15 protein-coding genes and 1 pseudogene are annotated in these 25672 nt (G+C 39.3%); 14 read left to right on the top strand and 2 right to left on the bottom strand.

The window, feature by feature from the left end:
- The first annotated feature begins 258 nt into the window (after positions 1 to 258).
- The 5 genes and pseudogenes from HZI73_RS25240 (at position 259) to HZI73_RS25220 (ending at position 7247) form a co-directional block, all read left to right on the top strand.
- Positions 259 to 2655 (top strand): WD40/YVTN/BNR-like repeat-containing protein, encoded by a 2397-nt coding sequence (locus HZI73_RS25240; RefSeq protein ID WP_212696098.1) that lies wholly within the window; start codon positions 259 to 261, stop codon positions 2653 to 2655.
- An 11-nt stretch (positions 2656 to 2666) separates the two neighbouring features.
- Positions 2667 to 2930 (top strand): annotated as a pseudogene (locus HZI73_RS26925) (cellulose binding domain-containing protein); the annotation flags it as partial.
- Positions 2931 to 3460: 530 nt separating this feature from the next.
- The gene (locus tag HZI73_RS25230; RefSeq protein WP_212696097.1) at positions 3461 to 4390 is read left to right on the top strand and encodes an ABC transporter permease; all 930 of its coding nucleotides are present in this window, start codon (positions 3461 to 3463) and stop codon (positions 4388 to 4390) included.
- Positions 4391 to 4400: 10 nt separating this feature from the next.
- Complete coding sequence (locus HZI73_RS25225; protein WP_212696096.1) at positions 4401 to 5324, top strand: carbohydrate ABC transporter permease; 924 nt, start codon at positions 4401 to 4403, stop codon at positions 5322 to 5324.
- Positions 5325 to 5810: 486 nt separating this feature from the next.
- Positions 5811 to 7247 (top strand): type 2 periplasmic-binding domain-containing protein, encoded by a 1437-nt coding sequence (locus HZI73_RS25220; RefSeq protein ID WP_246552277.1) that lies wholly within the window; start codon positions 5811 to 5813, stop codon positions 7245 to 7247.
- Positions 7248 to 7337: 90 nt separating this feature from the next.
- Here the strand turns inward: HZI73_RS25220 and HZI73_RS25215 are convergent, their stop codons facing one another.
- The gene (locus HZI73_RS25215) at positions 7338 to 8879 is read right to left on the bottom strand and encodes a response regulator (protein WP_212696095.1); all 1542 of its coding nucleotides are present in this window, start codon (positions 8877 to 8879) and stop codon (positions 7338 to 7340) included.
- Positions 8873 to 10618, bottom strand: coding sequence for a sensor histidine kinase (locus HZI73_RS25210; protein WP_212696094.1), 1746 nt, complete (start codon positions 10616 to 10618; stop codon positions 8873 to 8875). The genes HZI73_RS25215 and HZI73_RS25210 overlap by 7 nt, the downstream gene beginning before the upstream one ends.
- A 214-nt stretch (positions 10619 to 10832) precedes the next feature.
- Between HZI73_RS25210 and yicI the strand changes: the two genes are divergently transcribed.
- The 9 genes from yicI to HZI73_RS25165 all read left to right on the top strand — a co-directional run bounded on the left by yicI (position 10833) and on the right by HZI73_RS25165 (position 25662).
- Complete coding sequence (gene yicI, locus HZI73_RS25205; RefSeq protein WP_212696093.1) at positions 10833 to 13160, top strand: alpha-xylosidase; 2328 nt, start codon at positions 10833 to 10835, stop codon at positions 13158 to 13160.
- Positions 13161 to 13302: 142 nt separating this feature from the next.
- A complete protein-coding gene (locus tag HZI73_RS25200; protein ID WP_212696092.1) occupies positions 13303 to 15288 on the top strand; it encodes an alpha-glucuronidase family glycosyl hydrolase in 1986 nt (661 codons plus the stop codon).
- A gap of 401 nt (positions 15289 to 15689) precedes the next feature.
- Positions 15690 to 16289 carry a DUF6273 domain-containing protein gene (locus HZI73_RS25195; protein ID WP_330619656.1) on the top strand — a complete coding sequence of 200 codons (600 nt, stop codon included), beginning with the start codon at positions 15690 to 15692 and terminating at the stop codon, positions 16287 to 16289.
- A 173-nt stretch (positions 16290 to 16462) separates the two neighbouring features.
- Positions 16463 to 18256 carry a cache domain-containing sensor histidine kinase gene (locus HZI73_RS25190; protein WP_212696090.1) on the top strand — a complete coding sequence of 598 codons (1794 nt, stop codon included), beginning with the start codon at positions 16463 to 16465 and terminating at the stop codon, positions 18254 to 18256.
- Positions 18249 to 19898, top strand: a complete 1650-nt coding sequence (locus HZI73_RS25185; protein WP_212696089.1) for a response regulator — start codon at positions 18249 to 18251, stop codon at positions 19896 to 19898. The genes HZI73_RS25190 and HZI73_RS25185 overlap by 8 nt, the downstream gene beginning before the upstream one ends.
- Before the next feature lie 105 nt (positions 19899 to 20003).
- Positions 20004 to 21350: an extracellular solute-binding protein gene (locus tag HZI73_RS25180; protein ID WP_212696088.1), complete on the top strand. Its 1347-nt coding sequence runs from the start codon at positions 20004 to 20006 to the stop codon at positions 21348 to 21350.
- A 122-nt stretch (positions 21351 to 21472) separates the two neighbouring features.
- Positions 21473 to 22360, top strand: coding sequence for a carbohydrate ABC transporter permease (locus HZI73_RS25175; RefSeq protein WP_212696087.1), 888 nt, complete (start codon positions 21473 to 21475; stop codon positions 22358 to 22360).
- A 13-nt stretch (positions 22361 to 22373) separates the two neighbouring features.
- Positions 22374 to 23213 carry a carbohydrate ABC transporter permease gene (locus tag HZI73_RS25170; protein WP_330619655.1) on the top strand — a complete coding sequence of 280 codons (840 nt, stop codon included), beginning with the start codon at positions 22374 to 22376 and terminating at the stop codon, positions 23211 to 23213.
- 70 nt (positions 23214 to 23283) lie between these two features.
- Positions 23284 to 25662, top strand: coding sequence for a GH36-type glycosyl hydrolase domain-containing protein (locus tag HZI73_RS25165; RefSeq protein ID WP_212696086.1), 2379 nt, complete (start codon positions 23284 to 23286; stop codon positions 25660 to 25662).
- Positions 25663 to 25672: the final 10 nt, after the last annotated feature.

The raw sequence follows: 25672 nt of genomic DNA, 5'->3' as shown, positions 1-25672 counted from the left end.
AGCTCACGTGACTAAAGTTATATAACTTGTAACAAAATTGAAAATATAAGTTTTATAAGGTACATTCTAAAAATACGATGTTGCAAATACTTGCAAGTGTTTCATATGCATTTTTAATTTATCATTATGAATTGATAAATTTCTGCTTAGCACTACAGCAAAGTATTTCTTATTATGAAATTCATACATATCAGAAGCATCAAATTGAAAAAGTGTTCTACAAATATGTTTAATACAAAATAAAGAGGTGAATAGTTTATGCTGAAAAAAGTTTCAAAAAAACTAAGTGTAGTTCTTTTAATGGTTATGTTGATTACCAGCTCAGTAAATGCTTTTACCACAGAAGAGTACGTCTGGCAAAATGTAAAGACAGGCACAGGCGGTGGTTTTGTACCCGGGATTATATTCAATACTTCAGAAGAAAATTTAATTTATACCCGTACTGATATCGGTGGTGCATATCGCTGGGACCAAATGAACGAAAGCTGGATTCCACTTACCGATTGGGTAGGCTTTGTAGATTGGAATAAAAATGGTGTTGATGCCTTAGCAACAGATCCCATTGACACCAACCGTGTATACATGGCAGTTGGAACGTATACAAATGATTGGGATACTAATGGTCATATTTTACGTTCAACAGACAAAGGGGATACCTGGGAGAGTACGCCCTTACCATTCAAAGTCGGAGGAAATATGCCGGGTCGTTCTATGGGAGAACGTTTAATGATTGATCCTAATGATAATAGCATCATTTATTTTGGCGCTCGTAGTGGGAATGGACTTTGGAAAAGTACTGATTACGGTGTAACCTGGTCAAAAGTTACCAGCTTTACCCAAACAGGTACTTATATTCCACGCCCTGGTCAAGAATACGGTGGTGACCCGACGGGGATTGCCTGGATTACTTTTGATCCAAGCACAGGCACTTTAGGCAATGCGACACAAACGATCTATGTTGGTGTCGCTGATCAAGGCAATTGTATTTTCCGTAGTACTGATGCCGGTGTTACCTGGGAGGCCATTCCAGGTCAACCTATTGGATATTTACCGCATCACGGAGTGCTTTCTTCTACCGGAAAACTCTATATAAGCTATAGTGACGGTTGCGGCCCTTATGATGGTAGTAAAGGTGATGTATGGAAGTTTGATGCTTCTGGCGGTACATGGACGAATATAAGTCCTGTTCCTTCAAGCAGCAGTGATAATCATTATGGATATGGCGGTCTTGCAGTAGATGCTCAAAGTCCCAATACGATTATGGTAGCAACGCTAAATGCATGGTGGCCTGATGAAATTATTTTTCGCAGTACAGACGGTGGGTCAACATGGACTAGGATATGGGATTTTGGTGTCTATCCAAATCGAATTAACAGGTACACCCATGATATTTCAGCTGCCCCATGGCTAACTTTTAATTCTCAAGCCCAGCTTCCTGAAGTTACTCCAAAGTTAGGATGGATGATTGGTGATCTTGAAATTGACCCGTTTAATTCCAACCGTATGATGTATGGTACCGGTGCTACTATTTACGGTACCGATAATCTGAATAACTGGGACAGTGGTACTATTAATATAGAAGTAAAAGGTGTGGGTATGGAAGAAACAGCTGTATTATCAGTTATCAGTCCTCCGTCAGGAGCCCATTTACTAAGTGGTCTTGGCGATATAGGCGGTTTTCGTCATGATGATATAACGCAAGTGCCTTCAATGATGTATACTAGTCCTCTTTTTCTTACTACAACCAGCATGGACTATGCAGAACTAGACCCAAACATAATCGTTCGTGTAGGAAATGTAGATAGACAATATAGCACAAACAAGGCTTCAGGGTTCTCCAATGATGGAGGAACAAGTTGGTTCGAGGGAGCTACCGAACCCAACGGAACTACCACGGGAGGCATGACAGCTATTGCAGCCGACGGAAGTTCAGTAGTTTGGAGTCCGAATGGTACAGCTTCAGTTTGCTATTCAACAGATAATGGTGTCTCATGGACTGCTTGTAGTGGTCTTCCTGCACAATCCAGTGTAGCTTCTGACCGTGTTAATCCTGATAAATTCTATGGGTTTTCAGCTGGAGACTTTTATGTAAGTACTGACGGGGGGGTAAGTTTTACTAAAACGCCAGCCACAGGCTTGCCAGTAGCAGCATCAATATTGCATTCATCTCCTGAGTCAGGAGCCACCCAATTTAAGGCTATGCCTGGGGTTGAAGGTGATATTTGGTTTGTTGGCGGTGACAAAGATGGTGAACATGGCATATGGCATTCTACTGACTCAGGCCAAAGTTTTACAAAACTTTCTAATGTACAGGAAGCTGATGTTATTGGTTTTGGGAAAGCTGCTAACGGACAAAATTACATGGCATTATATACTTCTGCAAAAATTGATGGTGTACGTGGAATATTCCGCTCCATTGATGCCGGTTCTTCATGGGTTAGAATCAATGACGACCTTCACCAGTACGCAAGAACGAATATGTGTATATCTGGTGATCCGAGGATTTATGGACGTGTTTATCTTGGAACAAATGGTCGTGGAGTAGTCTATGGAGATACTGCTATAACTTCACCGACTCCTGCACCTACTACAACCTCTGCTCCAACAGCAACACCTACCCCTACTCCAAATCCTTTAGCAGGCGATATAAAGTAAAAGAATATAATGGTACAACATCATCAACTACACAGAGTATTAGCCCTAAACTTATTATAGAAAATACAGGTTCTATCGATATAAGTCTTTCCAATGTAACAATACGTTATTACTATACTATTGATGGTGAAAAAGATAAAGTCATAAATTTATCACTTACCACACAAGCCTCGACTCGCAAAATAATTTTATTTCAACTGAGAACCAGATCATATAACTTATCCAAAATATTAAGGGGTATTAAAAAACCCCTTCAGACTGTCGACAAAGTCTAAAACCGGCAACGGTCATATAGTATGAGTTAGCTAAAGGTAAAACAATGCAGAAAAAATTAAGGAAATAAATGCTTATTTGTTATGCGTATAATAAGAACTTAGTTAAGGTGTTGATAAATCAGCACCTTTTTATTTGACATAATATGTCTATTGCAATAGGCTGCACAATTTCTATTGCAATAGGCTTAAGTGAGAGGAAATCCTTAATGAGAAAAGTAATTCAACTATGACTCATGTTAATATTGTATGATGTTTTCCAGCCATTGCTCATACAGTTCAGATCAATCATGCTACCGAAAAGTGGCATTTTATTAGGATTAGTACTTATGAAATCAACCATACAGTGCCTACAATAGTAAAACAGTGGAACTGGTCAACAGAATAAATTCATTTTATGTTACCATAAAAAATGGATATCTTTTTTTGGGTGTAGTGTTCCTACAATTTAAGGTGTATCTGTAAAGGCGTTTCATTGATATGATTGTATCAAGTTCAGAATAACAAATAACCTTGGGAAAGGAGCTAACATCATGAGACCCATAGGAATAAAGAAACAGAAACGAAGGCAGTCAATCAAACTTTTTCTCTTGATCGTACCGTTTCTTGTACTTACACTACTTTTTGCATATTATCCGCTGTATGGGTGGGTGTATTCTCTATATGATTACAGACCGCCGTTGACTCTTGCACAATCCGAGTTTGTAGGATTCAAATGGTTCAGGTATCTCTTTCAGAGTAAAGGGCAGATTAACCAACTGTTGCAGGTTCTTAAGAATACATTCATTATGAGCGGTTTAAATATCGCTACATCCATATTGCCGTTAATCTTTGCCATTATGCTCAATGAAATCAAATCTAAAAAGTTCAAAAGCATTGTCCAGACACTGACAACACTGCCTAACTTCATTGGTTGGGTGCTTGTGTATTCAGTTGCCTTTGCTCTTTTCTCAACCACAGGTATGATGAATTCTATCCTAATGGACTTGAATATCATCACAGAACCCATTAAGATTCTTGATAGTGGTGACTATACCTACTTCAAGATGCTGGCATGGTCTCTATGGAAAGGCCTTGGGTGGGGGGCAATACTCTATCTGGCAGCCATTGCAGGTACGGACCAAGAACTCTATGAGGCGGCAAGAGTGGATGGGGCACACCGTTTTCACCTAATGCGCCATATCACACTGCCGGCCCTCCTTCCCACATTTTTTGTATTGCTGATGCTTTCAGTAGCTAATTTTCTTAATAACGGCATGGATCAGTACTTCGTATTTCAGAATGCCTTCAATCGTGATAAGATACAGGTTCTTGACCTTTATGTCTATAACCTAGGTCTTGGAAGTAACAATTCCATTCCTCTTGCCACAGCTATCAGTATACTGAAATCTGTCGTATCAGTAACACTTTTAATCGTTGTGAATACACTGTCCAAACGTGTCAGAGGCAGGTCCATCGTATAAGGAGATTATTATGGAAAAAAATATTCGTGTTGGCAGCAATAGGTATACAGTTGTCGATATTCTGTTTAATGTGTTCAATTACATTGGGTTTATTATTTTTACCCTATTATGTGTGTATCCCTTTTATTATTTGATTATCAATACCATCAGTGCTAATAACCTTTCGGCCAATGGACTGATTAACTTTTTTCCGAAGAACATACACTTTGAGAATTACGTGGAGATTCTGAAGCTGGACGGTCTTGCCAGAGCCGCCTGGGTATCCATTGGGAGAACTGTTATCGGCACCACGCTTACTGTTATTGCGTCTGGATTTCTTGGATTCATGTTTACTCAGGAAAAAATGTGGAGGAGAAAGTTCTGGTATCGGTTCATGGTCATCACCATGTACTTCAATGCGGGTCTGATTCCAATGTTTTTAACAATGCGGAATCTTCAACTGACCAATACCTTCTGGGTTTATGTGATACCGACTGTGGTGCAGCCCTTCTATATCATATTGGTGAAGACCTTTGTGGAATCCACACCAAAATCACTCCAGGAAGCCGCAGAGATTGATGGTGCAGGAATTTTGACCATCTATGCAAGGGTGATCTTCCCACTGACAAAACCGATTCTTGCAACCATTGCCATATTCTCAGCAGTTGGTCAGTGGAACGCATTCTACGATACCTTGATCTATGTAACGGATCAAAAGCTGTACTCTCTTCAGTACCAGCTGTACACCTTTCTTAATCAGGCCAACTCCCTAGCGATGCTGATTAAGAGCAATGGTACCATAGGACAGAGTATGGAGGCACTTGCTAAACAACAGACACCAACATCCATACGTATGACAATTTCTGTTATTGTTGTACTTCCCATTCTGTTCATTTATCCCATATTCCAACGCTACTTCGTGAAAGGTATTATGATTGGATCGGTAAAAGGATAAAATCAGTTTATAAGTAAAGCGTTATATAATGGACATATGGGTTAAATCCAATGTTATAAATGGTTGATTGAGCCACTGATTTAAATTCAAAAGGAGGATGTATTAACGATGAAAGTAAAAATGAACAAACTTGTCAGCATTATGCTCATTGGGGTTCTTGCCATGAGTCTCTTCACAGGGTGTAGGGGAAATAGTGAAGGAGACAAAGCTGCTGATTCTGACAAAGCAACAGCCACGAAGGATAATGAAACCAAATCAGGTGGAAAGAGTTCTACTTCAGAAGGGAAGGCAGATTATGAGGAGTTCCTGACTGTCGATGTGTTCTGTTCTCAGGCAAACTATCAGGGGCTACAAGTAGGATGGTTTGGTGAGGTGGTCAAAGAGAAATTCAATATGGAATTGAACATCATCGCACCTAATGTTGCCGGTGGTGGTGATACGTTGTTTCAAACCCGCTCCGCAGCAGGCAACCTAGGAGATATTGTCATGATTGGATCAGAGAACGGAAGGCTTGAGGATACTGTCAGAGCAGATCTGTTGTTGGATATGAGCAAAATGACTAATCTGATGCCCAATGTTATGAAGTACACAGGCGCGATAGAGAAGCTTCAGAATCTTACAGGTAATGATGAAAGCATTTATGCTGTCCCTTCAAGGGTATCCGCCTATCCACCAACTGAGCCAAGTCAAGGTGCAGAGCCGACTTTTGGCCCATACCTTCGATGGGATTTATATCAGGCTGTGGGGTCACCTGAGTTAACCACTCTTGAGAATCTACTGCCGGTACTAAAAGAAATGCAGGAAATGGAACCTACTTCAGAATCTGGTCAAAAAACGTATGCCTTTTCACTTTTTAAGGACTGGGATGGCAATATGATGATGAAAGCCAAGCAGCCAACCTGTTTCTACGGCTATGATGAGTTAGGATTCATCCTGTCAAAGGCTGATGGTTCTGATGACCAGAACATTATTGATGATGATTCTATGTATGTCAGGGCTTTGAAACTGTATTTTGAAGCCAATCAAATGGGTCTAGTAGATCCTGAATCAACAACCCAAGGCTGGGATACCGTGTACAGCAAATATGAGGACGGTGCAGTCATCTTTGCGCCCTGGCCATGGCTTGGCCAGGCTGCATATAATACGACAGAACGTCTTAATGCAGGCAAAGGCTTCATGATGGCACCCATTGATGATATGAAAATCTTCTCTTCTGGAGCAACACCAACTGGTGACAAATACGTAGTGGGTATCGGTTCACAAGCACAGGATCCAGAAAGAATGGCAGCTTTTATTGATTGGCTTTATTCTCCTGAAGGTATCATGATGAGTACTGCTCAGACAGGGAGTACCTGTGGCCCTGAAGGGCTTACATGGGAGATGGTGAATGGTCGTCCCGAACTGACAGAATTCGGTGTTCAGGCAATGTTAGAAGGCGGTACGGATATGCCTGAAGATTGGGGCGGAGGAAGTTGGAACGATGGTGTCAGCCAGTTGAACTACACATCCGTACTACCTAAAGACATCAATCCTGTCAATGGTTTCCCATATGACTTCAAGCTTTGGGAGTCCTATATCGAATTGACTTCCACACCCGTCCATAAATCATGGCAAGAAGCGGTTGGAGCACTATCAACCTTCGAATACCTTAGGGAACATGATCAGATACTAGTAGCACCTGGAACGGATTATATTTCACCTGCAGAGCCTTGGGAAATTAGCACCCTTAGAGCTCAGGTTAAAGCTGTGATTGTAGAGGGTTCCTGGAAAATGGTATTTGCCAGCGACGAGGCTGAATTCTACGCTCTCCTTAAGGATATGCAGGATACGGTTTATGAACTTGGCTATGAAGAAGTACTTAACTATGACCTAAACATTGCCAAAGAGCAAAGTGCAGCAAGAGATAAGGCAAGAAATCAATAGTATTCAGCGATATAATTAAACACCATAACAGGAGGTAGCTGTAAGTTCAGCCACCTCCTGTTTATGAAGAAAACCTATAATGCGTAAGTTTCAGTCTACATGGATGTTACGTTTAGACCGGAATTCGTTGGGGGTGCACCCGTTGTAACTTTTGAATTTCAGGTGGAAATAATCCACGTTCTTGTATCCCACCTTTTGAGACACTTCATAGACCTTATACCCTTCGTCCAGAAGAAGCCCTTTGGCCTTCTCGGTTCTAATACTGTGAAGATAGTCGTTGAAGCTCATCCCTGCATTCTTGTTGAAGATCTTACCTAAATAAGAGCCGTTGTAACCGAATTTGGGTGCTAGGGTTTTCAGTTTAATATCTTCGCTATAGTGATGCTTTATATACTCAATGATATCATCCACAATATGCTCACTACTGAAATTACTGATAGCACCAATCATTCTTGTGATTTCATTGCTGATAAAACTTAGTATATCCTTCAGAACGTCATAGTTGTGAATCTGTTGAATGATTTCAGCGTTGGTAAGGAAATCCAAACCGTTCCCTCCGTAGTCCTTTTGGAACGCATGAACAATGTACAGATACATGCCTGTCAGGAAACTTTTGATGAATTCAACACTGTTGCCGGAATTCAGAAGTTTTGCCTGCAGTTCTTGTATCTGATGCTTACTTTCCCTTACTTTGTGGAGCTTGATATGCTCATAAAAGCTTTGACCAAATTGTCTGGAATGTTCTGCTGTGAACATTACCTTCAGATCTGACGGAGCAGGCAAATCATCACTGTCAGCGATGAAGCTTTGCTCTTCGAAAAAGAACCTGCGTTCATGGACAGCCAGTGCTTCATGATAGGAGTAATAGATGTCGTTGATACCCGTCACCACATTGCCGGCATTGATGAAGTATGATGTATTTTTCTCATTTGTATGGCGGTCTTTGAAGGCATAGAATCTTCCAATGATAAATTCTCCCTTAAGAAGAATCACCTCTAAGGATTCAATCTTCAATTGCTCGATATAGTTGCTGGTAATTGGAATGTTCAGATGGCTGCAGAAATCAGCAAAGGGTCCGGAGGATGATTCAAGTGCACCTATGATGAGAATCTGATAGAGATCTGTCTGGAGATTCAGATCACCTAGAGAGTATTCAAAACTTGCCAGACTTTTTCTTTCATTTCGGATCATTTCCTCCAGTATCTTGCGCTTTGCCTTCTCTTGGTAGTAGGAAAGGTGTTCCGTATGAAGTTTTTTCTTCTGAAGGATCTGCCGTATGTTCATGACAGCTTTGTACAGGTCTTCTTCCTCAATGGGCTTGGTCAGGTAGAAATCCACATGGCATTTGATGGCTGCTTGGGCATATTTGAACTCTGAATAGCCACTTAGTATGATGATTCTGCCAGTAAAACCATCTTCTCTCAACTGACCGGCAAGGTCAAGCCCCTGTAGTTTAGGCATCTGTATATCAAGAAGAACAAGGTCTGGATTCAAAGTGCCAATATCATTGTAGGCTGTAAGACCATTGTTGGCTTCTCCGCAGACTTCAAAACCCAGTTCCTTCCAATTAATAATTTTCTTAAGCCCTTGTCTGACGATATCCTCGTCATCAGCAATGTATACTGTCAGCATGATTGCTCCTCCTTTCTGTGGGGAATCTTGAAAGTGATGGATGTTCCTTCATCTAATGTTGATACGATTGTCAGTCCGTAGTCATCACCATAGTATAATTTCAGTCTTTGATGTATGTTGTAAAGGCCAAAGCTGGAGGTAGACGGGTGGTCTATGTGAGTGAGTTTCGCTAAGAGTCCTTCCAACGTGTTTTTATCCATACCACAGCCATTATCTTTAACGCTAATACTGACCACGTCATCCTCATCTCTAACCATGATAGAGATTGTACCATTTTCCAGTGTCTCCCCATGCCCATGGATGAAGGCATTCTCTACAATAGGTTGAATCATCAGTGGAAGAATCATGATGTTGTCGGGATTCAGTGTGCTGTCTAGGTGAATACAATGGTTGATACGATTTGCAAACCTCAGCTTCTGAATTTCCAGATAAATCTGGATGTAATCCAGTTCATTTGTCAACGTAGTAGCTTCTCCCGTGGACTCCAAGTTATAGCGCATATATTTGCCCAGTTGTTTCACGGCATTGGCAACGTCCATATCATCCATACTAAAGGCTTTCATCCGAATGGTCTCTAAGGTGTTGTAAAGGAAATGAGGGTTGATTTTGCTAGAAAGAATCTCCATTTCCATCTTCTGCTGATGGTTGATCAGTTCCTGCTCTTTGATTCGAGCATCAAAGATGGCATTGTCCCGTTCTTCGATGGAACGGATCATAACCTTCAGGTCCCTGAACAGATCTACCAGTTCATCATTTCCCTTGAAAGTCTCCATAATATTATAATCGCCATCGGTAACACGGTGCATTTCACGTCTCAGAGTATCTACTCGATTGGTTAGTTGCCTGGTGAAATTGATGATAATCCAGCTTGGTATGAGTATGCTCAGGCATACGATTAGCAGTGTCCAAAGCTGGATACGGCGGATACGGTCCAGAGCGTGATGGTCCGAAGAAAAGACATATATGCTGTCGTCGGATTTGACTGGTTTGATGGTAGATACCTCCATAAGACCACGCCAGTTATACAAACTGCTGATGCCAGAGAATTTGAAGAATTTCTCGTTGCTGTAATCATGGAATGTCAGAGAATCACCAGTATTACCCCAGGTAGAGAAGAATACAGGGTCATTGTTGACGGTGATATCTACATCCAGTTGATTATTATCCATGCGGTTCTTTAGGTAATTAATGTCAATGGATATAATCAGAACAGCATCCCACTGACTTCTGGGCACATTGATTGCATACATGAGCTGTAGTTCCACCAAAGGGACATTCATGCTATTCATCTCCTCGGTCACCTGCCAATAGTATCCAGGCCGATTTACGTGATGGTTGTACCAGGGATCATCCGTATCAACAACAGTGATATGGTCTGTGGATATGAGACTGGCATTATCCGTGTACAAGGTTATTCGTCCAACTTCTGTATGCCTACTAAAATATTCACTCAAAACAGTGATTTGTTTCATCTGGTTACGAGCTTCCACTTCATTCTCATAGCTTTTACTAATCAGCTGCATTAGGTCATCATTCTCTCCAATGATCTCTGCAATATTGGTGATTGAGGTGGTGACTTCAAAAATAATGGATCTGATTCTCAGATTGTCAGATATGAGCATTTCCTCATGATGGCCATAAAGCATGTTGTAATTGTTGTAAAGAAGATAGGAGCCGATAGCGATAACCGGTATGAGTAATACAATGATGAATACCCTGTTTAATTGTTTTTTTAGCATCAGGCTCTCCTTTTGAGTAGTTAATGTATAGACTTGTATGCGTTCTAAGTACATTATACAGGAATACAACACTTAAGTATACCAGCATAAATGGTACAGAAGTAAATAGATATTCTAGATTTTTTATAGTTGATCAAAATGAATTTTTATTGTTGTACTCTCATAAGTATTGATTTAGAATTAACATAATAATAGATATACGAGGAGGTTTGCTATGAAATTCAGTAATGGTAGATGGCTTATGAGAAAAGGGGTAACCCCTTACTATACCAACGAAGCAAGAGATATCAAAGTGACAGATAGGGAAGTCACCGTCTATGCACCCTTTCAACAGGTACACCATAGAGGTAATACACTCAGAGGACCTCTATTTACCCTGTCAATCACATCACCTGCTGAGGATGTTATCAGCCTTAGGATTATTCATTTTAAGAAAAAATCGAAGAAGCCTGTTTTTGATACTCAGAATAAACAACTGCCCCTTAACGTCTCTGATACAAATGATTTTTATGAGATTGGGGCAGGGAAGACTGCAATGAGAATTTACAGGAATGGGTGGAAGATTGAATACATGTACAAAGGTAAAATGATCACCTACAGTGGATTCAGAGGTCTTGGCATGATGGACACAGATGAGGGTGGCAGGTACATGTGTGAAAACCTTAATATCGGTATTGATGAGAAAATCTACGGTCTTGGTGAGCGTTTCACACCCCTTATCAGAAACGGCCAGACGGTGGATATATGGAACGAAGATGGCGGTACAGGGTCCGAACAGTCCTATAAAAATATCCCTTTCTATTTGTCCAATAAAGGCTATGGACTCTTTGTCAATGACCCAGGGAAAGTGTCTTTTGAAATAGGTTCAGAAAAAGTATCAAAGGTTCAATTCTCTGTGGCCGGTGAAGAGCTTGAATATATGTTCATTCCTGGTGACACCCCAAAAGAGATTCTTTCAAAATATACGGACATCACGGGAAAACCAGGTCTTCCGCCGGCATGGAGTTTTGGTCTGTGGCTGACGACTTCCTTCACGACAGATTACGATGAAGAGACAGTAACCTCATTTGTCGACGGTATGCTTGAAAGGGATATACCGCTGCATACGTTTCACTTTGACTGTTTCTGGATGAATGAATACGAGTGGTGCAACTTCACTTGGGACAGCTGTGTCTTTCCTGACCCTTATGGTATGATTAAGCGCCTCAAAGCTAAAGGACTTCATATCTGTGTTTGGATTAACCCTTACATTGGGCAGAAATCGCCACTGTATGATGAAGGTCTTGAGAAGGACTATTTTATTAGAACAACAGACGGTAATCCATGGCAATGGGATTTATGGCAGCCAGGTATGGCTATCGTGGACTTCACCAATCCCAAAGCCACGGCTTGGTATGTGAGCCATTTGGAAAAACTGTTGGATATGGGTGTTGATTCCTTCAAAACAGACTTTGGTGAGAGAATCCCTACTGAGAATATCTTTTACCATGATGGTTCTGACCCTGTAAAGATGCACAATTACTACGCTTATTTATATAACAGGGTTGTGTATGACCTCCTTGAAAAAAAACTTGGCAAGTATCAGTCCGTGCTGTTTGCCCGTTCAGGCTCAGTGGGTTCTCAGAAATTTCCCGTCCATTGGGGTGGAGACTGTACATCCCAGTACGAATCCATGGCTGAAAGTCTTCGGGGTGGTCTGAGTCTGTCCATGTCCGGATTCGGCTTCTGGAGCCATGATATTGGCGGATTTGAAAGCACCTCTACCAGTGACGTTTATAAACGCTGGGCAGCCTTTGGTTTATTATCCAGTCACTCACGGCTTCATGGATCTAACTCCTACAGAGTGCCATGGCTATATGATGAAGAGAGTGTGGATGTCCTCAGAAGCTTTGTGAAATTGAAATGCAGACTCATGCCCTATCTTTACAGTCAGGCCAATATGACAGCTATCAGCGGTATTCCCATGATGCGTTCTATGTTCTTGGAACATCCAGAAGATCCTATTGCTCAGATTGTTGACAGACAGTACTATCTGGGAGATGCAGTCATGGTTGCGCCTGTGTTCAATCCAGAAGGGGACTGTCAATATTACCTTCCTCATGGTACGTATACACACTTGCTGACCAATGAGAAGCACCAAGGCGGTAAGTATTTTAATGAAAATTTTAATTATTTCAGTCTGCCTCTGTATGTTAAGCCTAATACGATTCTACCCATGGGACAGGATGATTCAAGACCGGACTACGATTATCTGGAGAACATCTCCTATCATGTGTTTGAAGTAAATGACGGTGCGGAAATTGCTTTAGATGTTTATAACACGAAGAATCAGGTAGAGGATCATGTGACTTTGGAGAAAACGGATAATACAATGCTTATAACGAGAAACAGTAAAAAACCAGCAACCATTGTTCTAAGGAATATTGGGGAAATAGAGGAAGCAACTGTTCCAGTTGATCCTTGTGAGTTGGGCGTTATCCTGACACTTGGTACTGACGACCAGAAAGTTTCCATTCAGCTAAAAAGGAGTACGACATGTTAACTTATTTCCAATTGACAGAACTTATGAACCTGTTGACCTTGGGAGAGAGATAGACCATGAACAGAATATTGGTAGAGAAACTTAAACAGCGGACAGTAGACGTTGTCAGTAAGATGATCCTTCAAGAAAGAGAGGTACTGATATGAACTGGGAACAGGCATGGTTGAAATATGAGCAGGATGAGACAGGGACATATGCATCCTTCCTCTCAAGTATTACGTTGAAGGGACATTCTGAAGTCCTTGACACCGCAGTCAAAGAACTTCAACTTGCTGCGGCTGCTATGTATGGCATAATACCTCATGTGAATGAAAGTGAAAAGATTCCCCATGAGGGCATACATTTGGTTGTTGGCGATAACGACATGGCGATAGGTACAGAAGGGTACAAGATTGAAAGCTACGGCGGACTGATTACCGTATACGGAGAGTCTGATGTCGGTGTGCTCTATGGTGTGTTTGGTGTCCTGAGACTTATGAGATCAGGTGGTATTCCAGATGGTTATCAAGGGGTTGAAATACCAGATAATCCTCTTAGAATGCTGAATCACTGGGACAATATGGATGGTAGCATCGAACGTGGTTACAGCGGTGAATCCTTCTTCTTCAAGAGCGGTGAGGTTATTGTCAGTGAGCGAATTATGGATTATACCAGGCTCAATGCATCCATTGGTATCAACGGTGTGGTCATCAACAACGTGAATGTGGCAGGGGCCGCCATTGACCTGATAACAGAAAAATACAGAGAACCATTAAAAACCTATTCAGATATCTTCAGAGCTCACGGTATCAAGCTGTATCTGAGTCTGGACTATGCAGCACCTATGGACATCGGTGGTTTAGACACCTGTGACCCTCTGGATGAGCAAGTTATCACATGGTGGCAAAGGACTCTGGATGCCTTATACAGTGAACTGCCGGATATGGGTGGATTCCTGATCAAGGCCGATTCCGAAGGCAGACCGGGGCCCTTCTCATATGGCAGAACCCATGCAGAAGGAGCCAATATGCTCGGTAAAATTGTGGCACCATACGGTGGTATCATTCTATGGCGCTGCTTTGTCTACAACTGCACACAGGATTGGAGGGATACCACTCAGGATAGAGCCAGTGCAAGTTATGATCATTTTATACCTCTTGACGGTGCTTTTGATGATAACGTGATTCTTCAGATTAAGAACGGCCCTATGGATTTTCAGGTCAGGGAACCTGTATCACCTCTGTTAGGTGCCATGAAGGCAACCAATCAGGTGTTGGAATTCCAGGCTGCTCAGGAATATACGGGACAGCAGAGACATGTCTGCTATCTTGTACCCATGTGGAAAGAGGTACTTGATTTCAGGACTCACTGTGCTTCAGAGAATGATAGGGTCCGTGATGTGGTGGCTGGAAGGACATACGCCATGAAACACTCCGGTATCGCAGCTGTAGCCAATACCGGTAACGACAGCAACTGGACAGGGCATGATCTTGCAGCAGCCAATTATTACGGTTTTGGTCGGCTCATATGGAAGACCTCTCTGACATCTGAAGAGATTGCAGAGGAATGGGTATGTCAGACATTTAACAGAGAAGCGGTAGATGTCATCTGTAATATGCTTATGAAATCATGGCCGGCCTATGAGAAGTATACCAGTCCCCTAGGTATCGGCTGGATGGTGAATCCGGGGCATCATTACGGCCCCAATGTGGACGGTTATGAGTATGACATGTTTGGTACATACCACAGAGCAGACCATTTGGCCATGGGAGTTGACAGGACCGAAGCAGGCACCGGCTACATAGATCAGTATTTTCCTAAAAATAAAAGGATGTACAGCAGTACGGTTACCTGTCCAGAGTCATTACTGCTTTTCTTTCACAGGATTCCATACAGTTATCAGCTGTCTACTGGAAAGACATTAATCCAGCATATCTATGATGCCCATTATGAAGGGGTTGAAACGGTTTCGGAAATGTTGGAACAGTGGACTGCTCTAGAAGGAACAGTGGAAGCTTTGCCTTATATGCGGGTGAAAAAGCGTTTGGAACATCAGCTTGATCATGCAGGTCTGTGGCGTGATGTGGTAAACAGCTATTTTTACCGCAAGACGCTTATTGAAGACGAAAAGGGTAGGAAGCTCTATTAAAGATAAAAAGATTACACATAGGTGCAGTATAATCTTCATTCTTTCAGAAAGAGAGACTTGACTCAAAGCAATGTTTATAAAGAAAACGGTAAGAGTCTATGAATAATTGTGTATAGACACAAATCCTTCTAGATTATGATATAATACATAATATCTAGGAGGATTTTTGTATGCCAAGAGTGTGTCAAGCTAAGTTGGTCATTTACTAGTGGTGCTATACATATACAATCCGTTATAAAATTAATTAAAATTTTCTATTGACTTTAACGTGGCGTCAACCTGTATGCTTATCTTGAGACTAGCTAGTAAAAGTAATAGAAAATTGTACATAATGTTGCTTAAAATTTGCATGCCAATTAAGGAGAAGGAGAAGATCAATGGAAGAATTTAATATCGGTCAGGTGATACAATTTGGTGGTTATGACTGGCGCATTCTTGACATTAAAAATGATGTGGCTCTGATTATAACCGAGTATATTATAGAACAACGCTCTTACCATAACGCTTATAAACATATAACATGGGCTGACTGCTCGTTAAGACAATATCTGAATGGAGAATTTTATAACACATTCAACACAACTGATCAATCAAGAATAATTCCGGTAGCAATTAAAAATCTTGACAATCAGTGGTATGGTTCAAAAGCCGGAGCAGATACACAAGACAGCATCTTCTTATTAAGTATTGAGGAAGTTGCATGCAGATATTTTGGAGACAGCAGCGAAAAACTATATAACCCTGGTAAAAATCAAAGATATTGGCTTCAAAGAAAAGATGAAAATAACCGTAAGCGAATAGCAAGACTTGAGGCTAATAGAGAAAGCGTTTGGTGGTGGTGGCTTCGGTCGCCTGGCCGAGATAATTTAAAAGGCGTGTACATCCATGGTGACGGTAATATAGGTATCCAAGGCAACAATGTATTGAGAGGCAACAGGAGCGATGGCAGATGTACAGGCGGTGTCCGTCCAGCTTTATGGCTGAAGCTGAAATCACAATAGATAAGCAGACAACTGAAAATAAGAATTTCGAAGCTACCTCGAATTAGGATAAGCCTATTAGAGGTAGCTTTTTTAAAACCTTTGAAAAAACTAGAAAAAATAACTATAATAAAGATAAGCATACTATGGAAGATAGGTTGAAATGATACATTTTTTTGAAAGAAGGCTAAAAAATGGACTGGTTGAAAACAATTTTAAATAAATTTGAAGGCCTAAGAATTAGGACTAAGATACTGATGTTCTACTTTATACTGGTGCTGCTGAGTGTTGGCATAAGTATCTCTTTATATATCAATATGACAAATCGATATATTGAAAATACAATCTATGAGTTAAGTATAAGTAAAATAAATACGAACAATAAAAGTATTGAACTTCTAATTGAAGACATCAATAATTTTTCTAAAGAGTTAATATCGGATATTGCTATTCAACGAAATCTAGAAATTGATAACAAGAGTAGTGCTTCACACCATGAAATAGAAAAAATATTAGCAGCCTCTATTATATTTGATGAAAAAATTTCCTCTGTCTATGTGTTTGATAATGAAGGGAACAGTTATTCATCTGAAAAACAAACCTATAAAGATATCGTTTTAGAAGATATTAAAAAAATTAGTTGGTATCAAGAAGCCTTAGAGAAAAAAGGCGGATACATTCTTAATTTAAATGGCGGAGGACTCATTAATGAGGATCGGACAAACTATTTCACTTTCATTAGAGTGATTAATAACAATAAAAACCATCAACCTATTGGGCTTATGATGATCAACATAAAAGAAAGTACCGTATTAAATGTGTTAAACTTAGGGGAAAATGAGCAAGTGCTTATTAAAATAGAGAATGATGCCTACTCAACCATGGAAGATGAGCAATCAATAGCGTACATTCATGACAAAGATTACATGAATAGATTAAATCATGAACAAATATTTTATGAGGAAATTACCATTGCTCGTACAACATACAGTATGACAGGGTTTTTTAATAAAAAGTATGGTTGGAAAATACTTAAAATGGTCCCCAATGAAGGCCGGTCATCCATGGTTAACAGCTTTAATGGCGTGATTATTAGCATTATTTTCATTAATGGTGTATTGATTATTTATGGTTCTTTCTTTATTGCAAGGTATATTACCAATCCCATTGTTAAACTAACGTCACTTATGCACGATGTTGAAGAAGGAAAGTTTGAATCCATTAATGTAAGCGAGCATCATGATGAAATCGGCAGTCTTAAAGCTGGCTATAACTATATGATTGTCACAATTAAAGCGTTAATCGATAAAGTCATAAAAGAGCAACAAACAATTAAAAAAGCAGAACTGCGGGTAGTCATGGAACAAATCAAACCACATTTTATGTACAATACGCTAGATTCTATTAGTTCTTTAATTATGCTAAATAGAACAGATGAAGCTTACAACAGTTTAGTAGCCCTTTCAAAATTTTACCGCTCAAGTTTAAGTGATGGAAAGCTTGTCATAACCATCTCCAAAGAACTGGATATCATTAAAAACTATTTGTTTATACAAAATATACGATATAATCATTTATTTGAAGTGGAAATAGATGTTGACGAAAACATCATGGATTTTAAAATACCAAAGCTTATCTTGCAGCCGCTAATAGAAAATAGCCTGTATCACGGGATTAGACCTATGGGAATGGAGGGGTTAATCAAAATTATTGGAAAACAAGAAGGTGATTCTATAACACTAATCGTTGAAGATAACGGTTGCGGTATGAACAATGCTCAGCTTGAGCACATTCGACAAATGGTGGTTTACATAAAAAATCAGCAAAGTGAGCAAGGTGAGGACATGAAAAAAATAAGTGTAGGCATTCCAGCAACAATAAGAAGAATACATCATATGTTTGGAGCAGAAAGTAGGTTTATCATTGATAGCACCAATAGAGGCACTATCATTACTATTATTCTGCCTTTGGAGGTGCAAAATGACTAAAGAGCGATTACATGTTGTGATTGTTGACGATGAATACTTAATTCGTGAATTACTAAGTGAAAAAGTTAATTGGGAAAGTGTGGGTTGTAAGCTGGTTCTAAAAGCATCAAGTGCATTAGAAGTATATGATTATATGGATGAACACCCAATCGATATATTAATCACAGACATTAATATGCCAATCATTGATGGGTTGGCCATGGCCAAGAAGATTAAAGAGAATGATAGTAGCATAAAAATTGTTGTTTTAACAGGGTATGATGACTTTGAATACGCTAAAACAGGTATCGACATTGGCATAGAAGGCTACATATTAAAGCCTATAGACTATGAAGAGATTGAAACGGTTGTTAAAAAAATGGTTGCTGATATTTATGATGAACTTGAGAAAAAAATTGCCTATGATATCTTGTTGGAAAGAATTGAAAACGAGAAAGCGTATATGAGAGAGCGCATTTTTTTGAAGCTTATTTCCCAAAAAGTTGCTATAGAGCCCATCAATGAGTATGGTGAGCTGTATGACATACCCGTTGAATCTGAACATCATCAAATTGGCATGATTGACTTTTTTTCTAAAAATAGCGACAATGGGTCTAAAATAGAGGCGTATAAAAGCATGTTAAAGGGTAAGATCATCCTTGAAGAAATCATTGGAGCAAGACAAGAAAGTCAGCAAGTATATCTTTTTTCAGATGTGAATAACATGCTGTATATCTATAATGCAAATAGTCATTTTAATATGGTAACTGTCTTGAATTATTATGTTAAAGTGTTAAATCAAAGTGGTATCAAGGATATGATTATTGGTATCAGTACCATGAAGGATAACATTACGAAGTTATATGACGCTGCCTTTGAAGCCAAACAGGCGTTGCAAATGGGTAGAATACAAGGGAATGATACGATTTTCTCTATGGATGACATGGGAATCATGAATGAAGTGGATTTAGATGAGACATATTTTACAGAGGAGCTTGAGCAATTAAAATTTTACATTAAAGCTGGACTCGTAAAGGAAGCCATTGAAACAGTTGAAACCTTGTTTAGAAGAATTAGTGACTGCATTCGATGTATGGAGCATCAAAGAGAACCATTCTTTCGATTTCAGATAACCCGCATTATTTCCAATTTGGAATTTCTCACCTTATCCCTGGATAAAAATATTCAAAACTGTTTAAATGAATCAAAGAAATTTAAAGAACTGCATGATTTTGGAAATGTTTATCAGGTCGTTACATTGAGTAAAGGAGAAAGCTTTGTTAAAGCCTATGTTACACAAATGGTCACAGCGATTAATAGGTATAAACGTAACTTAGATACGGATATTATTGCTAAAGTCGATCGGTATATTGTTGAGCATTTATCGGATGCTGAGTTAAGCTTAAAGGGATGTGCAAAAACTTTTTTTATGAACCCAAGCTATCTTTCAAGAATATACAAACAGAAAAAAGGTCTATCTTTTAAGGAACAAATTATAAAGTTACGAATGGAAAAAGCCATGGAGCGATTGAGAAACAAAGAATTGAAGGTATATGAAGTTGCCAATGAAGTCGGTATTATTGATCCTAACTACTTTAGTTTATGTTTCAAAAAGTATATGAAAATGTCCGTTACGGAATATAGAAAAAATATTACTGAATAAATCAAGTAAAATTATTATAGAATTATGTAAAATTACTCTATTCCAACTTGAATCTTCATTCGTTATTATATAGGTGACAATAAAATAGTAAATGGAGGGAAAAACATGGGTGGTTTTAACAAATGTAAGAAAAAGTTTGCAGCACTTTTTTTATGCTTCGTTGTGGTATTAGGAATTGTTGGATGTGGTCCTAAAAAGGCACAAACAGATACGCCAAGTGCAGCAGGCGAAAAAGAGGGAAAAACGAATAATACGCAGCCAGCTAAAGAAGAAAAAGTGTCGTTAGATGTATGGCATCTTTGGACCATTGAGAATGATGGGAATGCAGTATCCTTTAACAGAGCGCTAGAGCAGTATCAGGCTGAGCATCCTAACGTAACCATTAATATTGATGCCACAGAAAATGAGGCTTATAAAACGAAAATCAAAACAGCAATTTCAGCGAATGAAGCACCAGACGTCTTTTTTACTTGGGGAGCTGGCTTTGCAAAACCTTTTGTGGATGCAGGGCAAGTTGCAAAGATAACCGATTATCTAGACGAAGCAGCCTTAAAAAATCTTCAAATGGCTTCAGCAAATAACTTTATGTATGATGGTGCATTATATGGATTGCCTTATAGTTCATGGGTAGGTGTATTATACTGCAATGAAGAGATGTTTAATGAAGCAGGTGTCAAGATTCCAGAGACATATGATGAACTTATGACAGCCATTGAAGTTTTTAATGGGAAAGGTATTGTACCCATCACTGTAGGGGCGAAGGATGCATGGAATGCTATGTTCTTCCAAAATATAGCCTCCATTCGTACAGCTGGTACAGAACTATCAACACAAGCCCTTATGAAGGAAGCATCTTATGATCAGCAAGCTTTTGCAGATGGTGCTCAAATGGTACTCGACCTTGTTGAAGCAGATGCATTTGACCCTTCATGTTTAGCATTTTCTTATGATGAAGCAAAAATTGCCCTTTTGAATGGTGAATGCCCCATGATGTATCAAGGTAGCTGGCTGGCAGCGGAAATTCAAAATGAAGAGATATCACTGGTTAAAGATAAAGTTGTAGCAGTCAATTTCCCTGCTTTGGAAGGTAGCGCATACAATAATCAATTTTTAGGTGGTGCCATAGAGGGTCTTGTGGTAAGTGAAAAATGTGAACATAAGAAAGTAGCAGCCGAATTTGTGGCCTACATTACGGAAGCAATGGCAAAAGAATCTTTCTTGCAAGGATCAGGAATCCCAGTATGGGATATTGATGCAGGTGATGCGTCCGTTGACCCATTAGTACAACAAATTGTAGATTTAGCTTATGGATCAGACGGTTATGTGGTAGCATGGGATACATTCCTAAGCGGTGCTGATGTGACAACCCATTTATCCCTAGTACAAGATTTATTTGCACAAGCTAAAACAGCAGATGAATTTGTAAAAGGCATGCAAGCGTTAAATGAATAGGGAATAAAGTAGCAATTTTAAATGACATAACACATATTGTATAAGTTTAACAAGATGTTTCTCATCATGAGGCATCTTGTTATAACTTTACACAGCGTATTAACATCGTGTAGGAGGACCGTATGGATCGAATATTATCCAATAAAAAATATATATTTCTGTTTGTATTTCCAGCATTTTTGTTATTTGTGACAACCATTATGATACCCATTGCATATTCTGGATACTTAAGTACTCTTGATTGGAATGGCTATAGTGAGAAAGTATTTATTGGGTTTGAAAATTACAAAAATCTCTTTGCAGATTTTCCTGAAGGGTTTACAATTGGGGTGAAAAACTCCCTGTTACTTGCCTTATTATCCATATTTATACAAGTACCTATCGCACTTATTCTTGCCATCGTTATATCTAAGGGTTTGAAAGGTGAAAAGTTTTTTAGAACAGTGTACTTCATCCCTGTTATTATTTCCACAACCGTTATTGGGCAATTATGGCTAAAAGTATATCAACCTAAATATGGTGTATTGAACTATTTATTATCAGCAATAGGGCTAGACAATCTTAAACAATCTTGGTTAGCTTCAACTGAAACAGCCTTGGCATGTGTTTTCTTTGTCTGTGTTTGGCAGTATATTGGGTATCATATGTTGTTACTGTATTCAGCCATTAAATCAATACCTAAAACGATACTTGAAGCAGCCAGAGTAGACGGTGCAAGTAACCTTCAAATCGCTAGGCACATCACCATTCCGTTGATTAAGCCTATGATAAAAGTATGTGTAACCTTTGCACTTATTGGTTCCTTGAAGACATTTGACCTGATTTATGTGCTGACAAAAGGTGGACCTGTTCATTCTACTGAAGTGCCAACGACGATTATGTATCGCGTATTATTATCTGAAAATAATTATGGACTAGGCAGTGCAATGGCAATATTTATTGTGATTGAGTGTCTGTTATTTACTGTGTTCATTCAAAGAGGCTTTAAAGCAGAAGCACATACATATTAGGGGGGGCTTAGAAGTGCATATTATCCATAAAATAAGAAAAAAGAAATATGTGTCCTATATCATTTTAATGCTCATTGCATTCATTCAAATATATCCTTTGTTCTGGCTGTTAACTTTTTCACTGAAATCTAACTTAGAAATTTTTGGTGCCAATCCCATGGCATTGCCAGAAAAGTTTATGATTTCTAATTATACCAATGTACTGGTTAATGGGAACTTGATACAATACTTATTAAATAGTTCTTTTGTAACAGTGGTAACCATTATTTTTTCTAACATATTATCAGCTATGGCGGCATATGCTATTGCTAGAATGAAATGGCGATTTAAAGGTAGTATGTTGACTTTTTTCTTGCTTGGGTTAATGATTCCCATGCAAGCCATCTTATTACCCTTATTTCTTATGATGAAGAAAACAGGTGCTTATAATACCCACATGGCATTGATATTACCGTATACAGCGTTTGCTATTCCAATGGCTATCTTCATATTTGTAGGATTTTTTCAAACCATTCCAAAAGAAATGGAAGAATCTGCATTTATGGACGGCGCTAACTTATTCCAAATTTTTAGAAGGATTATGTTGCCCCTTATAAAACCGGCCATTGCAACCGTTTCTATTTTCACTTTTCTAGCTTGCTGGAATGAGTTAATGTTTGCCATTACTTTTATTAGCAAAGAAGAAGTGAAGACATTAACAGTTGGCATAATGGGCATGGTTGGCATGTATGCCACCCGGTGGGGAGAGTTAGGTGCAGGACTGGTTGTTGCAACGTTACCTACAGTGATCATTTACATATTCATGAGCAACGAAGTGGAAAAAAGCTTTACAACAGGTGCCGTTAAGGGATAGGGTGATAATAGAAGTTCCACCTTACAGGCAGACAGTATTAGACATTGATGCAACTAAATAGGAGGATTTTATGAAATTAGAAAGGAAAATGCACTTTAGTAAGGATGGTAAAAGATATCATCTACGGGATCAGAAAATCATGCCAAAGGCTGACACATTTTTATGGAATAACAGTGTGTTGGCCCATGTAACGGCCATGGGGTTTTCACAAACACAATTTATGCAGCCAGAACCAACCATGTATTCCCATGCGCCACAAAAGTCTGAGAAGGCAGCTATGGCCCCAGAACCACAATATTTTGACCATCATCCTGGACGTTTTTTTTATTTGAAGAATCACGACACCCAGTCCATATTTTCAGCACCATCGATGCCTATGAACATGGAATTAGATGTGTATGACTTTGAACCTGGTTTGTCGGATGTGAGATGGACGGCTGAAAAAGATGGTATGGAAGTGGTGATTCAGTTTGCATTACCCTATGGTGATGATGTGGTAGAACTTTGGAAAGTTACCGTTAGGAACAAAAAAGATGAACCACAAAAAGTATCCTTATACCCATACTTTCCTGTAGGATTTCCCTCTTGGATGAATACAGAAGGTCATTATGATGACGAATTGGGTGGCATGCTAGCCTATGCCTTAACCCCTTACAGAAAATTAAAAGACTACGACAAAGTGAAGCAGATGAAGGATTATGTCTATTTTATTGCCCATGTGAAACCGGTTACATGGGAAGCTAACTCGGCAAAGTTTGAAGGCTATGGTGGCTTAAGAAATCCTGATGGCATTAGGCATGAGGGTTTATCCTGTACAGAAGCATCTTATGAAACAACAATTTGTGCCATGGAACATGTGTTAGAGCTTAGTCCTTATGAATCTAAAACCATATATTTTATTTTTGGTCCAGCCAATAACAGAGATGAAGTACTTACCATGAAGAATAAATACTTATATCCAAACGCTATCAATGACGCTGTTGAACAATTTAATAACCTGTATGAAGAAAACAAAGGTTGTATTCAGATTCAAACACCTGATGAAACCGTTAATAACTTTATAAACCACTGGATAATTAAGCAGATTGTATATCATGCGAAAACCTTAAGAATGGTAACCGATCCTCAAACGAGAAATCATATTCAAGACACCATGGCTATGACTTATTTGGACCCAGGCCATGTGAAAGACTTATATAAGTTAGCCCTTAGTCAACAAAGTATTAATGGTGAAATGCCTGATGGCATTCTACTGACAGAGGATGCAGAACTTAAGTATGTGAACCAAGTCCCACATAGAGATCACTGTGTTTGGGCGGCTTTTGCCATTGGTGCCTATTTAGATGAAACAAATGATGTTGGGTTTTTAGATGAAAAAGTCCCCTATGCAGATGACGAAACACCTGAAACAGTTTATAAACATGTTTGTAAAGGCATTGAATGGTTAATTCTTGACCGTTCAGAACGTGGATTATCCTATATTGGTCAAGGAGACTGGAATGACCCTATGAACATGGTTGGTTACAAGGGTAGGGGTGAATCGGTATGGCTTTCTCAAGCAACTGTTTACGCTATGAAAGTTTGGCTGCCTATTTGTCAATTTTTTAAAGATCATAAAAGGGTTCGTACATTCGAATCAATCGTTCAGTCCATGAACGACACATTAAATCATGTTGCATGGGATGGTTGCTGGTATGCTCGTGGATTTAACGATGATGGAGAAGCTTTTGGTGTATCGACAGATGATGAAGGGCAGATATTTTTAAACACACAATCCTTTGGTATTTTGTGTGGAGCGGCATCAGGAGAGCGTTTAGACCTCCTTGTTAATGCTGTAGAGGAACGATTAACAACCCCATATGGTGTCACGTTGCTTGCCCCAAGTTATACCTATATGCATGAAAAAATAGGTCGTGTAACCCAAAAACACCCGAGTACAGCAGAAAACGGTTCCATTTATTGCCATGCCAATGCCTTTTATACTTATGCACTGTACGAAAAAGGATATGGTCAAAAAGCCTATGATATATTGCGTACACTAATACCAGGTCCTGATGAACATGACATGAAGCAACGGGAACATTTGCCCCTTTACATACCAAACTATTATCGTGGAGCCCATAACGAAAGAGTCATTGGAAAATCCAGTCATCTCATGAACACAGGCTCCTTGCCATGGATTTATAGATGTTTTGTTGAAGGTTTATTTGGACTTAAAGGAAAAAAGAACGGACTTAAAATTGAACCTCAGCTGCCTAAAGCATTTAAAGATGTATCCTTGACGAGAGTGTTTCGCGGTAAGACGTTGAACATTGACATGCATCAAAAAGAAGGGATGAAGGTAACTGAAATTATACTAAATGGTAACAAGGTAGCAGGTAATATGGTAACCATGGAGGCAATGAAAGTCAACAACGACATCATTGTCAATTGTCCACTAACAAAATAGGGAGGGAAAA

This window comes from Vallitalea pronyensis, from assembly GCF_018141445.1.
Taxonomy (GTDB): domain Bacteria; phylum Bacillota; class Clostridia; order Lachnospirales; family Vallitaleaceae; genus Vallitalea; species Vallitalea pronyensis.
The sequence above is the reverse complement of the archived record's forward strand: the minus strand, read 5'-3'. Positions and strand labels throughout refer to the sequence as shown.